This window comes from Pseudomonas sp. Z4-7, from assembly GCF_051131965.1.
Taxonomy (GTDB): domain Bacteria; phylum Pseudomonadota; class Gammaproteobacteria; order Pseudomonadales; family Pseudomonadaceae; genus Aquipseudomonas.
The window spans coordinates 1,741,862-1,755,033 of sequence record NZ_CP071642.1; the positions used below are offsets into that span (position 1 = coordinate 1,741,862).

The following is a 13,172-nucleotide window of genomic DNA, read 5'->3' on the forward strand; positions in this document are numbered from 1 at the left end:
GCTGTCACTGTGTGGGAATTGGTCAAATCCGGCGGCTGGATGATGTTGCCGATCATTCTGAGTTCCATCGCGGCACTGGGTATCGTTGCCGAACGCCTGTGGACCCTGCGGGCCAGCCGCGTGACCCCGGAGCATCTGCTCGGGCAGGTCTGGGTCTGGATCAAGGACAAGCAGCTGAACAAGGACAAGCTCAAGGAGCTGCGAGCCAGCTCGCCGCTGGGGGAGATCCTCGCGGCAGGCCTGGCGAATTCCAAGCATGGTCGCGAGATCATGAAGGAGTGCATCGAGGAGGCCGCCGCGCGCGTCATTCATGACCTGGAGCGCTACATCAATGCCCTTGGGACCATCGCGGCCATGTCGCCATTGCTGGGCCTGTTGGGCACGGTCCTCGGCATGATCGACATTTTCAGCGCGTTCACCGGTTCCGGCATGACCACCAATGCCGCCGTGCTGGCGGGCGGTATTTCCAAGGCACTGATCACCACCGCCGCGGGCCTGATGGTGGGTATTCCGGCCGTGTTCTTCCATCGCTTCCTGCAACGCCGCGTCGACGAGCTGGTGGTGGGCATGGAGCAGGAAGCCATCAAGCTGGTCGAGGTGGTGCAGGGCGACCGTGACGTGGACCTGGCCGGGGGCAAGAAGTGAAATTCCGCCGCAAACCACGGGAAAATATCGAGATCAACCTGGCGTCGCTGATCGACGTGGTGTTCATCCTGCTGCTGTTTTTCGTCGTGACCACCACCTTCACCCGGGAAACCCAGTTGAAGGTTGAGCTGCCGCAAGCGGTGAGTGGTTCGCCGGCCGAGGACCAGCAGTTGAAAAACCTGGAAGTCACCATCAGCGCCGAGGGCGCGTTCTCGGTGAACAACCAGTTGCTGCCCAAGAGCGACCTGGCGAGCCTGATCGAGGCCCTGCAGAGGGAGTCCGGCGGTGATACCAACCTGCCGCTTGCCATCAGCGCCGACGGCAAGACGCCTCACCAATCGGTCATCACCGCCATGGACGCGGCTGGCAAGCTCGGCTTCAGCCACCTGCGCATGACCACGATCGAGGCGGCGCCGGCACCTTGATGGCCATGTCCGATCGATTGCTTGCCGCGTGGTACAAGGGGCATCCCGCCCTGGTGCTGCTGCGCCCGCTTGAATGGCTGTACCGACGCGTAGTGACCGGCAAGCGCGAGCGCTTCCTGGCGGGCGAGGGCGAGATCTACCAGCCGCCGGTGCCGCTGATTGTGGTGGGTAACATTACCGTCGGCGGCACCGGCAAGACGCCGTTGATCCTCTGGATGATCGAGCATTGCCAGCGCAGTGGCCTGCGGGTCGGCGTGGTCAGCCGGGGTTACGGCGCCAGGCCGCCGCAATTGCCATGGAGAGTCGAGGCCGAGCAGGGCGCCGACGTCGCGGGCGACGAACCGCTGCTCATCGTCCAGCGCAGCGGCGTGCCGTTGATGATCGATCCTGATCGCAGCCGCGCTGTCCGGGCACTGCTGGACGCCGAGCCACTGGACCTGATCCTGTCCGACGACGGTATGCAGCATTACCGCCTGGCCCGTGACCTCGAACTGGTATTGATCGACAGCGCCCGTGGCCTGGGCAACCGCCGTTGCCTGCCGGCCGGCCCGTTGCGCGAGCCGGTGGAGCGCCTGCGCTCGGTCGACGCCGTGCTGTTCAACGGCGCCAGCGCTGATCGCGAGGACGGCTTCGCGTTCGAGTTGCGGCCCACCGCGCTGATCAACCTGGCCAGTGGCGAACGGCGCCCCCTCGACCATTTCCCACCCGGCCAGGCCCTGCATGCCGTGGCCGGTATCGGCAACCCCCAGCGTTTCTTCAATACCCTCGAAACGCTACACTGGCGGCCTGTACCGCACGGGTTTGCCGATCATGCCGAATACAGTGCCCAGGCCTTCGATTTCGAACCGTCATTGCCAGTGGTCATGACGGAAAAGGACGCGGTCAAATGCCGTGCCTTCGCCGCGCCCGACTGGTGGTACCTGGCGGTTGACGCCGCGCCTTCGCCAGCCTTCGCGGCCTGGTTCGATACGCAGCTGATGCGCCTGTTGCCGGATCGGCTCTTGCCTTAAAACGTTATACCCAGGGGAATTTCATGGACACCAAACTGCTCGACATCCTGGCTTGCCCGGTCTGCAAAGGCCCGCTGAAGCTCAGTGCCGACAAGACCGAGCTGATCAGCAAGGGCGCCGGCCTGGCCTATCCGATTCGCGACGGCATCCCGGTGATGCTCGAAAGCGAAGCCCGTACCCTGACCACTGACGAGCGCCTGGATAAATGAGTACAGCTTTTACCGTTGTCATTCCGTCGCGCTTTGCCTCCACGCGCTTGCCCGGTAAACCGTTGCTGCTGATCGCCGGCAAGCCGATGATCCAGCATGTCTGGGAGCAGGCTTGCAAGAGCAGCGCCCAGCGTGTGGTGGTGGCAACGGACGATGCGCGCATCGTGGAGGCCTGCCAGGGCTTTGGCGCCGAAGTGGTGATGACCCGCGAGGATCACAACTCCGGTACTGACCGCCTGGCGGAAGTGGCTGGGAAACTCGGTCTGGCGCCCGACGCCATCGTCGTCAACGTGCAGGGTGACGAGCCGCTGATCCCGCCGAGCGTGATTGATCAGGTCGCGGCGAACCTGGCGGCGCACCCAGAGGCGCGCATGGCCACCCTGGCCGAGCCGATCGAGGACGTGCAGACCCTGTTCAATCCCAACGTGGTCAAGGTGGTCAGCGACCTCGACGGCCTGGCGTTGACGTTCAGTCGTGCCACTTTGCCTTGGGCCCGAGAGGCATTCGCTCAGGACCGCGACGTGTTGCCCGAAGGCGTGCCGTACCGTCGCCATATCGGTATCTATGCCTACCGCGCCGGTTTCCTTCAGGACTTCGTCGCTTGGGGCCCGTGCTGGCTGGAAAACACCGAAGCCCTCGAGCAGCTTCGGGCGTTGTGGCATGGCGTGCGGATCCATGTCGCCGATGCGCTGATCGCGCCGCCGACCGGTGTAGACACTCCCGAAGACCTCGAGCGCGTTCGTCGCCTGCTGGAGGCTTGATGCGGGTTCTGTTCGTCTGCCTTGGCAACATTTGCCGGTCGCCCACCGCCGAAGGCATCTTGCGCCATAAGCTGCGCGAGGCCGGGCTGGAGGGGCAAGTCGAAGTCGCCTCTGCCGGGACCGGTGACTGGCACGTCGGCAAGGCCCCTGATAAACGCAGCATTGCCGCGGCCCTGCGACGTGGCTACGATCTGTCGGCCCAGCGGGCCCGGCAAGTCACCCGCGCCGATTTCGCCGCCTATGACCTGATCCTGGCGATGGACAGCAACAACCTGCGCAACCTCAAGGCACTGCAACCGGCCAGTGGCAAGGCCGAGCTCGATCTGTTCCTGCGTCGCTACGAGGCTGAGCTCGATGATGTCCCAGATCCGTACTACGACGGCGAACAGGGTTTCGAGCAGGTGCTCGACCTGATCGAACAGGCCACGGATCGCCTGGTCATCGAAGTGAAGGGGCGGTTATGACCTTGCATGTCCAGGCCGGTGTCAGCCTCAAGCCGTTCAACAGCTTTGGCGTGGACGTCGCCGCACGGTTGTTCGCCGAGGCCCACAGCGATGCCGATGTCCGCGAGGCGCTGGCCTATGCCGCCGGGCATGATCTGCCGTTGCTGGTGATCGGCGGCGGCAGCAACCTGCTGTTGACCGATGACATCGACGCGCTGGTGTTGCGCATGGCCAGTCGGGGGATCCGCCTGCTCAGCGACGACGGCGAACGTCTGGTGATCGAGGCCGAGGCCGGGGAGCCCTGGCATCCTTTTGTCCAGCACACGCTGGCGCAAGGTTGGTCGGGGCTGGAGAACCTCAGCCTGATTCCCGGTACGGTAGGGGCGGCACCGATGCAGAATATCGGTGCCTATGGCGTGGAAATAAAGGATGTCTTTGCCGGCCTTACCGCGCTGGATCGCCATACCGGCGAGTTGCGCGACTTCACCCTTGAAGAGTGCGCTTTCGCCTACCGCGACAGCCTGTTCAAGCAGCAGGCGGGGCGCTGGCTGATCCTGCGGGTACGTTTTGCCCTCAGTCGTGTCGCGCATCTGCACCTGGAGTACGGCCCGGTCCGCCAGCGCCTGAGCGAGCAAGGCATTGCTCAGGCAACGCCTTCGGATGTCAGTCGGGCGATTTGCAGCATCCGCAGCGAAAAACTTCCGGACCCCGCCGTACTCGGCAACGCCGGCAGCTTCTTCAAGAACCCGTTGGTGCACGCCACCCACGTGGCCCATCTCAAGCTGCAATACCCCGACCTGGTGGCTTATCCACAGCCTGGGGGGCAGATGAAAATCGCTGCCGGCTGGCTGATCGAACGCGCCGGCTGGAAGGGCTTTCGCGAGGGCGACGCCGGCGTCCATAAGTTGCAGGCACTGGTGCTGGTCAACTATGGCAATGCCACGGGCCTGCAATTGCTGGACCTGGCTCAACGGATCCAGAAGGACATTGCCGAACGTTTCCAGGTCGATCTGGAGATGGAGCCGAATCGGTACTGACGGGCGCTTGGCCCTGCGTGAACAAAAAAACGCCCTGCATGACCTGCATACGCTCATTCGTGCAGGATTGTGCAGGGCGTTTTGCTTGTTCCTGGGTTAATTTAATTGGCTGACGATGCGAGCATACGCATCCCCAAGGCCCGGTGCAGACGCTGTTGACGTTTGCACAAGAGAGCCGGATCAGCCTGAGCCAGTCTGCGACACCGAACCGATCACCCAACGGCAGATTGCTCGACCCCCATAACTCGAAACGAATGCGGGCGTGCCCATGATTACCCTGAAACTCAATGGAACAGATCATCAACTGGATGTCACCGAGGACATGCCGCTGCTGTGGGCAATCCGCGATGTGGCCGGTTACAACGGCACCAAGTTCGGCTGCGGCATGGGCCTGTGCGGCGCGTGCACGATCCACATCGATGGCGCCCCGGCGCGCAGTTGCATCACGCCGATCGGCTCGGTGAAAGGCCAGAACGTCAGCACGATTGATGCGCTTCACGTCGACCCGGTCGGCCAGGTTGTACAGAAGGCCTGGCTGGACACCGCCGTGGCCCAGTGTGGTTTTTGCCAGGGCGGGCAGATCATGTCCGCCACGGCATTGCTCAAGACCAATCCCAATCCGACGGATGAACAGATCGAGGAGGCCATGGTCGGCAACCTCTGCCGTTGCGGCACCTACAACCGGATCAAGAGCGCGATCCGTCAGGCCTCCACTCACCTGAAGGAGGCCAAGGCATGAGCCGCTTGCCGAATGATTTTGTGCTGAGCAACCTCAGTCGTCGGGGTTTCCTCAAGGGCGCCAGCGCCACGGGTGTGCTGGTGCTGGCCGCCAGCTGGGGGCTGCCGGAGGCCTTTGCCGAAGAGAAGAAGTTCGGCGCCGAGGGCATGCCCCATGGTGCAGTCGACGACCCCAAGGTCTACGTAAGCATTGCCGCTGACGGCAGCGTCACGGTGATTTGCAACCGTTCGGAAATGGGCCAGGGCGTGCGCACCAGCCTGAGCATGGTGGTGGCCGACGAACTCGACGCCGACTGGGCGCTCGTCAAGGTCAGGCAGGCGCCAGCCGACGAGGCGCGCTTCGGCAACCAGGACACCGACGGCTCGCGCAGCATGCGTCACTGGTACGAGCCGATGCGCCGCTGCGGTGCCGCCGCCCGGACCATGCTTGAATTGGCCGCCGCTGCCCAGTGGAAAGTGCCGGTGGGCGAATGCCGTGCGCAACTGCATAAAGTGGTGCATCAGCCTTCGGGGCGCGAACTGGGTTATGGCGAGTTGGCCGCCGCCGCGGCGGCCTTGCCGGTTCCGGCCCGCGACAGTCTGCGCCTCAAGCAGCCGTCGGAGTTTCGTTACATTGGCAAGGAAGCGAGCCGTGCCATCGACGGCGCGGACATCGTCAACGGCCGAGCGGTGTTCGGTGCCGACGTGCATTTCGACGGCATGCTCTACGCCGTCGTGGCCCGCCCACGGGTCTATGGTGGCAAGGTCAGGAGCGTGGACAGCAGCGCGGCGTTGAAGGTGCCGGGCGTGATCAAGGTGGTGCAGATCGAAGGACGCCCTTTGCCCTCCGAATTCCAGCCGCTGGGCGGCGTGGCGGTGGTAGCGAAAAACACCTGGGCGGCGATCAAGGGCCGCGAAGCGTTGAAAATCGAATGGGACGATGGCCCGAACGCCGGCTATGACTCCATCGCCTACCGCAAGGAACTGCAAGCGGCTGCTCTGAAACCAGGCAAAGTCCTGCATAGCACTGGCGACCTTGACGACGCATTGGCCAAGGCCGATTCGACGTTGGAGGCGGCCTACTACCTGCCGCACCTGTCCCAGTCACCGATGGAGCCGATGGTCGCGGTCGCCCGCTTCAAGGACGGTCAATGCGAAGCCTGGGCACCGAGCCAGGCACCCCAGGTCACCCGCGAGCGCGTCGCCGAACGCCTGGGCATCCCTTTCGAGAAGGTCACGATAAACATCACATTGCTGGGCGGCGGTTTCGGACGCAAGTCCAAACCCGATTTCGTCGTCGAGGCGGCTGTGCTCGCCAAGGAATTCCCCGGCCAGGCGGTTCGGGTGCAATGGACCCGCGAGGACGACATTCATCACTCGTATTTCCATACCGTATCGGCCGAATACCTGAAGGCCGGCCTGAACAAGGACGGGCTGCCCTCCGGTTGGCTGCATCGCACCGTGGCCCCGACCATCACCGCGCTGTTCGCGCCGGGCATGACCCACGAAGCGCCGTTCGAAGTGGGCATGGGCGTGACCAACATGGCCTATGCCATTCCTAACCTGCGCCTGGAGAACCCCGAGGCGGTGGCCCACACCCGCGTTGGCTGGTATCGCTCGGTGTCGAACATTCCCCATGGTTTTGCGATCCAGAGCTTCATCGACGAACTGGCCCACAAGGCCGGCCAGGATCCGCTCAAGTACCACCTGAAGTTGCTCGGCCCGGACCGCAAGATCAACCCCAACAGCCAGAATGACAGCTGGAACTACGGCGAATCGCCCGAGCGTTATCCCATCGATACGGCGAGGATCCGCACCGTGCTGGAGACTGCCGCGAAGGCCGCTGGCTGGGGCCGTGAATTGCCCAAGGGCCGGGGCCTGGGGCTGGCGGTGCACTACAGCTTCGTCACCTACGTGGCCGCGGCGCTCGAAGTCGAGGTCAAGGATGACGGCACGATAATCGTGCACAAGGCGGACATTGCCGTGGACTGTGGGCCGCAGATCAATCCCGAGCGCATCCGCTCGCAGTTCGAAGGCGCCTGCGTGATGGGCCTGGGCAACGCGATGGTCGGGGAGATCAGCTTCAAGGATGGCAAGGTCCAGCAGGACAATTTCCACATGTACGAAGTGGCGCGCATGTCCCTGGCACCCAAGGAAGTAGCCGTGCACCTGGTCACCCCGCCGGGCGAAGTGCCGCTGGGTGGCGTTGGTGAACCGGGTGTGCCGCCGATCGCGCCAGCGCTGTGCAACGCAATCTTCGCCGCCACCGGCAAGCGCATCCGTGATCTGCCTGTGCGTTATCAGCTGCAAGGCTGGCAACAGGCCAAAGCCTGATGGACAGCGTTGATCTGAACGTGCTGCGCAGCGTGCTGGAATGGCGTCGCGCCGGGCAGCGGGTGGTGTTGTTCACGGTGGTCCAGACCTGGGGCACCGCGCCGAGACCTCCGGGGGCCATGCTGGCCCTGCGCGAAGACGGCGTAGTGATCGGTTCGGTATCGGGCGGTTGTGTCGAGGATGACCTGATCGCCCGGCTGCACGACGGCCGGATTCCGGCGGATGGCCCGCCCGTGCAGCTCATCACCTACGGTGTCACACGCGAGGAAGCGGCGCGTTTCGGCTTGCCGTGCGGCGGCACCTTGCGCCTGACAGAGGAGCGAGTCGGCGATCCAGGCTGGGTCGCCGAGTTGCTGGCGCGGTGCGAGGCCCACGAAATAGTTGCCCGGGAATTGACCATCGCGACCGGCGCTGTGGTGCTGACACCAGCGAGCAAAAGCGATGCATTGATGTTCGATGGTGAAACACTGCGGGCGATTTATGGCCCGCGCTGGCGGCTGTTGCTGATCGGCGCCGGACAGCTGTCGCGTTACGTCGCGGAAATGGCCCGGTTGCTGGATTTCGAAGTGCTGATCTGCGACCCGCGCAAGGAGTTCGTCTACGGTTGGGAAGAGCAGCATGGCCGCTTTGTTCCGGGCATGCCCGACGAGGCGGTGCTGAGCATCGAGACCGATGAACGCACCGCGATCGTTGCCCTGACCCATGACCCACGCCTGGACGACATGGCCTTGCTCACCGCCCTGGATTCCAGGGCTTTTTATGTGGGCGCCCTCGGCTCACGGGTCAACAGTCAGAAGCGCCGGGACAACCTCGCTCAGCTAGGCTTGTCAGCACAGGCCATCGAGCGGCTGCACGGGCCCATCGGCCTGCACATCGGCAGCCACACTCCGGCGGAAATCGCCTTGTCGCTGCTGGCGGAAATCGTCGCGATCAAAAATGGCGTCGAATTGCGTCAAAAGAAACCGCTGTAGTCCAGGAGGGAAGGGTATGTCTGAGTCCATTGGCGTGATCATCCTCGCGGCGGGCTCGGGCCGCCGTTTCCGGCAGGTCGCCGGGGCCGACAAGGACAAGCTGCTGGCGGATTGCACAGGCCGTGACGGCGCGGTGCGCTCGGTGATCGAGCACGTGCTGGTCAATCTGCCGGCCTCCCTGGACAAGCGCGTGCTGGTCACCCGCAATGACCGTCCGCAGGCCATTCGCATGGCCCAGGCCTATGGATGCGATTTTGTCGAGCTGGATTCACCGGGACTGGGAGATAGTATTGCCGCCGGCGTCCGAGCCTGTCCGGATGTGGCTGGGTGGCTGATCGTGCTGGGCGACATGCCGTTTATCCTGCCGTCGAGCATCGGAAAGGTGGCGGCAGGGCTTCGCGAGGATGGCATCAGCGTGCCGGTTTTTGCCGGGGAGTATGGGCATCCGGTGGGATTTGGCCGTGGGTTTGGCCCGCAGTTGATGGCCTTGACCGGTGATCGTGGGGCGAAGGTGTTATTCGCCGGGGCGCAAGTGGCCGAGGTGCCGGTGGACGATCCTGGTATGACCTGGGACATTGATGTGCCGGAGGCATTGATCTTCAGATAGATTTTTTGAAGGATTGTAAAATTTATGGTGGTTGCAATTCCCCTGTGGGAGCGAGCTTGCTCGCGAAAGCGGTCTGATATTCAACAGTGATGCAAGCTGATCCACCGCCTTCGCGAGCAAGCTCGCTCCCACATGGGTTTTTCAGCGGATATAAATCTCGTGCCAGGCTCTCATAGGGACCTGCAAATCGAAGGCATAAAAAAGCCCCGCCTGGCATCACCAGGCGGGGCTTTTTACTGGGCGGTGGAATCAGGCGTGAGGTTTAGGCTCGTGCTCTTTTTCCAGGGCTTCAGTGTGACGCGGAGCGACTTCTTCTTCAGCAACGTGCTGAGGTTCGTCGATCACCGGGGCCGATTCAGTCGGGGCTTCAGCTACCGGGGCAGGGGCTGCCTCGGCGACTTCTTCCACGACCGGAGCCGGTTCGGCGGCAGGCGCTTGAGCGGCGGTAGCGGCAGCCAGTTCAGCTTCCTTCTGCAGACGCTCGGCCTCACGCTTGCGACGACGCACTTCGCGTGGATCGTTCGGGGCGCGGCCGTTAGGGGTCAGGGCACTGACCGGTGCAGGCGCTTCAACCGGGGCAGGGGCTTCGGCAACCACTGCTTCGGCAACCACTGGCGCCTCGACCATTGGCGCAGGCTCGACCACTTGCGGTTCGACGACTACTACCGGCTCCGGTTCAGCAACCGGCGCTGGTGCGGCTGGCTCGGCATTCCAGTTGAAAGCGGTCTGCTCTTCGCGTACTGGCTCTGGTGCGGTTTCCTCGGCAGGCATTTCAACGGCAGAAACTTCAACGGCAGGTTCAGCGGCTACCACCGGCTGCTCGACGACCGGGGCAGGCTCGGCGGCGGCTTCGGCTTGCGGCTCGGCTTCACGAACCGGTGCGAGTTCCACTTCTGGCGAAGCAGTGATTTCTACCGGAGTGGTCGCTTCGACAACTGGCGCTTCGACCGCTGCCTCTTCCACCGCAGCGGTGGCCCGTTCGGCCTGCTCGTGTGCCTGGGCCTCGGCTGGGGCGCTGATCGCGCTGCTGGCAACTGCCGCGGTGACGGCCAGGCCGGCGGCCAGGTCGGCAGCGCTAGGCGCTTCGGCGTTCTCGCCGGCTTCGGACTCTTCCGAGCCTTCGATCACGTTGCCGTTGGCATCGCGTTGACGCTCGCGACGGTTGCTGCGACGACGCTGGCCGCGGGAGCGACGACGTGGACGATCGCCCTCGGCGCTGTCCTGACCGTCTTCCTGCAACTGCTCCTCGGTGTTCAGTACTTCCTCTTCGCTGGCTTCGGCGGCTGCCTGCTCGGCGCGCGGCTGACGCTCTTCACGCGGCGGACGCGGTGTACGTTCTTCGCGAGGCTGGCGAGCCGGGCGTTCTGCTGCCGGAGTCGCAGGAGTCGCAGCAACAGCCGGTGCGGCGTCCAGAGGCTCGCGCAATTCGCGAACACGTTCTTCACGCTCGCCACGCGGCTTGCGATCTTCACGTGGTGCGCGTGGCTGGCGCTCTTCGCGAGGCGGACGCGGTGCGCGTTCTTCGCGAGCTACCGCTGGAACTTCCTCACGGGCTTCGCGTGGTTGACGCTCTTCACGCGGCTCACGGGGTGCGCGCTCTTCACGCGGGGCACGTTCTTCGCGCGGCTTGCGTTCTTCGTCGCGACGACCGTTGCGGTTGCGGGTCTGCTGGCGACCGTTGCGGCGTTCTTCGTTGCGGGCCGGACGCTCGGTAGCGGCAGGCTTGGCGACAACCGCCGGGGCGGCAGGCTCTTCCTTGGTGGCGAACAGGCTGACCAGGGACTTCACCAGGCCTTTGAACAGGCTAGGTTCCGGGGCTGCGGCTGGGGCGGCAACCGGCGCGGCGGCTTCGGTCGGGACCGGAGCGTTGGCACGGGCCGGCGCGGTCTTGACCGCTGCTTCCTGGCGAACCAGGGTGCGGGTGGCGGCAGCTGGCTGGACGTCTTCGACTTCGGCGGCGGCCGCGGCGATTTCGTAGCTGGACTGGTTGGTGTGGGCCTCGGGGCTGTCATCACGCAGGCGCTGCACTTCGAAGTGCGGCGTCTCGAGGTGGTCGTTCGGCAGGATCACGATGCGGGCGCGGGTGCGCAGTTCGATCTTGGTGATCGAGTTGCGTTTTTCGTTGAGCAGGAACGCGGCCACCGGGATCGGCACCTGGGCACGAACTTCAGCGGTGCGGTCCTTCAGGGCCTCTTCTTCGATCAGGCGCAGGATCGCCAGGGACAACGACTCGACGTCACGGATGATGCCGGTGCCGTTGCAGCGCGGGCAAACGATGCCGCTGCTTTCGCCCAGGGATGGACGCAGGCGCTGACGGGACATTTCCAGCAGGCCGAAGCGCGAGATACGACCGACCTGTACGCGGGCACGGTCGGCTTCCAGGCATTCACGGACTTTTTCTTCCACGGCGCGCTGGTTCTTGGCCGGGGTCATGTCGATGAAGTCGATGACGATCAGGCCGCCGATGTCGCGCAGGCGCAACTGGCGGGCGATTTCTTCGGCGGCTTCAAGGTTGGTCTGCAGGGCGGTTTCTTCGATGTCGCTGCCTTTGGTGGCGCGCGCCGAGTTGATGTCGATCGACACCAGGGCTTCGGTCGGGTCGATGACGATGGAGCCGCCCGACGGCAGTTCGACGACGCGCTGGAAGGCGGTCTCGATCTGGCTTTCGATCTGGAAACGGTTGAACAGCGGAACGCTGTCTTCGTAGAGCTTGATCTTGCTGGCGTACTGCGGCATCACCTGGCGAATGAAGGTCAGGGCTTCGTCCTGGGCTTCGACGCTGTCGATCAGCACTTCGCCGATGTCCTGGCGCAGGTAGTCGCGGATGGCGCGGATGATCACGTTGCTTTCCTGGTAGATCAGGAAAGGTGCGGAACGATCCAGCGAGGCTTCCTTGATCGCGGTCCAGAGTTGCAGCAGGTAGTCGAGGTCCCACTGCATTTCTTCGCTGCTGCGGCCCAGGCCGGCAGTGCGCACGATCAGGCCCATGTCGGCGGGTGCGACCAGGCCGTTCAGGGCTTCGCGCAGTTCGTTGCGCTCTTCGCCTTCGATGCGGCGGGAGATACCGCCGGCACGTGGGTTGTTCGGCATCAGGACCAGGTAGCGGCCGGCGAGGCTGATGAAGGTGGTCAGGGCGGCGCCCTTGTTGCCACGTTCTTCTTTTTCGACCTGGACGATGACTTCCTGGCCTTCGCTCAGGACGTCCTTGATGTTGACGCGGCCTTCGGGGGCCTTCTTGAAGTATTCGCGGGAGATTTCTTTGAGGGGCAGGAAGCCGTGGCGCTCGGAGCCGAAATCGACAAAGGCAGCCTCAAGGCTTGGTTCGATGCGAGTAATCCGGCCTTTATAGATGTTGGCCTTCTTCTGCTCGCGTGCACCGGATTCGATATCCAGGTCGTAGAGGCGCTGGCCGTCTACCAGTGCAACACGCAACTCTTCGGGTTGAGTTGCGTTAATCAGCATTCTTTTCATGTAGTACCGTCGGTTTCCGGGCTGCCGGAAACGGCGTTCGGCACACACGACTTCTCACGGTCGGTGTCAGGTGCGTCCTGGCGATGGCGGGGCCATTCCAGTGTCCAGCGAGTTCGACCCAATGATGGCGAAGTCGCGACGGACGCGTCCTGCTTGCTGGTACTCAAGCACTCAGTCAGGAGGAGGAATCAACCGGCGCCTGTGGACGAGATGAAGCGTCTAAATATAAGCCTAGTGCTACACAGTCCGACGGTTGTACATCTCCACCCTACACGTATCCCTGATAATTCGGGTGCTGCCGCGCGCAGAATCCGCAGCGGGTTGGCATTTACCGTGAGCTCCGGAAGGGGAGGTCACGCATCATGGCTCATTTAGGCGTTGTTTCCGAAGCTCTCGCTCGGGGTCGTCTGCGGGCGACTGCACTTTGTGAACTGGCCGTGAATGTGGCGCGCAAGGCGAGTCAAGACTCTGCTTTGCAGCGTATTTCAGGCCTCATGTCACCTGCGCTCGTTACACCTGCGGACTCTACCGTTACGTAGCAA

At 63.7% G+C, this 13,172-nt stretch carries 12 protein-coding genes; 11 read left to right on the forward strand and 1 reads right to left on the reverse strand.

Annotation, left to right across the window (positions count from 1 at the left end):
- Positions 1–9: 9 nt before the first annotated feature.
- From J3P91_RS07830 to J3P91_RS07880, 11 genes are all read left to right on the forward strand, one after another.
- A complete protein-coding gene (locus tag J3P91_RS07830; RefSeq protein ID WP_305496069.1) occupies positions 10–645 on the forward strand; it encodes a MotA/TolQ/ExbB proton channel family protein in 636 nt (211 codons plus the stop codon).
- Positions 642–1,070, forward strand: coding sequence for an ExbD/TolR family protein (locus tag J3P91_RS07835; protein WP_434569368.1), 429 nt, complete (start codon positions 642–644; stop codon positions 1,068–1,070). The genes J3P91_RS07830 and J3P91_RS07835 overlap by 4 nt, the downstream gene beginning before the upstream one ends.
- The gene (gene lpxK / locus J3P91_RS07840; RefSeq protein WP_434569367.1) at positions 1,070–2,080 is read left to right on the forward strand and encodes a tetraacyldisaccharide 4'-kinase; all 1,011 of its coding nucleotides are present in this window, start codon (positions 1,070–1,072) and stop codon (positions 2,078–2,080) included. Before J3P91_RS07835 ends, lpxK begins: the two co-directional genes overlap by 1 nt.
- 23 nt (positions 2,081–2,103) lie before the next feature.
- Positions 2,104–2,289: a Trm112 family protein gene (locus tag J3P91_RS07845; protein WP_003179363.1), complete on the forward strand. Its 186-nt coding sequence runs from the start codon at positions 2,104–2,106 to the stop codon at positions 2,287–2,289.
- A complete protein-coding gene (gene kdsB, locus J3P91_RS07850; RefSeq protein ID WP_434603243.1) occupies positions 2,286–3,050 on the forward strand; it encodes a 3-deoxy-manno-octulosonate cytidylyltransferase in 765 nt (254 codons plus the stop codon). The genes J3P91_RS07845 and kdsB overlap by 4 nt, the downstream gene beginning before the upstream one ends.
- A complete protein-coding gene (locus tag J3P91_RS07855; RefSeq protein WP_434603245.1) occupies positions 3,050–3,514 on the forward strand; it encodes a low molecular weight protein-tyrosine-phosphatase in 465 nt (154 codons plus the stop codon). Before kdsB ends, J3P91_RS07855 begins: the two co-directional genes overlap by 1 nt.
- A complete protein-coding gene (murB, locus tag J3P91_RS07860; protein WP_434569364.1) occupies positions 3,511–4,530 on the forward strand; it encodes a UDP-N-acetylmuramate dehydrogenase in 1,020 nt (339 codons plus the stop codon). Before J3P91_RS07855 ends, murB begins: the two co-directional genes overlap by 4 nt.
- 268 nt (positions 4,531–4,798) lie before the next feature.
- Complete coding sequence (locus tag J3P91_RS07865) at positions 4,799–5,269, forward strand: (2Fe-2S)-binding protein (protein ID WP_434605030.1); 471 nt, start codon at positions 4,799–4,801, stop codon at positions 5,267–5,269.
- On the forward strand, positions 5,266–7,581 hold the full coding sequence (locus J3P91_RS07870) for a molybdopterin cofactor-binding domain-containing protein (RefSeq protein WP_434603247.1): 2,316 nt from the start codon (positions 5,266–5,268) through the stop codon (positions 7,579–7,581). Before J3P91_RS07865 ends, J3P91_RS07870 begins: the two co-directional genes overlap by 4 nt.
- Complete coding sequence (locus J3P91_RS07875; RefSeq protein WP_434603249.1) at positions 7,581–8,552, forward strand: XdhC family protein; 972 nt, start codon at positions 7,581–7,583, stop codon at positions 8,550–8,552. Before J3P91_RS07870 ends, J3P91_RS07875 begins: the two co-directional genes overlap by 1 nt.
- Before the next feature lie 16 nt (positions 8,553–8,568).
- Positions 8,569–9,159, forward strand: coding sequence for a nucleotidyltransferase family protein (locus tag J3P91_RS07880; protein WP_434603251.1), 591 nt, complete (start codon positions 8,569–8,571; stop codon positions 9,157–9,159).
- 249 nt (positions 9,160–9,408) lie between these two features.
- Here the strand turns inward: J3P91_RS07880 and rne are convergent, their stop codons facing one another.
- On the reverse strand, positions 9,409–12,630 hold the full coding sequence (rne, locus tag J3P91_RS07885; protein ID WP_434603253.1) for a ribonuclease E: 3,222 nt from the start codon (positions 12,628–12,630) through the stop codon (positions 9,409–9,411).
- Between the last annotated feature and the right edge of the window lie 542 nt (positions 12,631–13,172).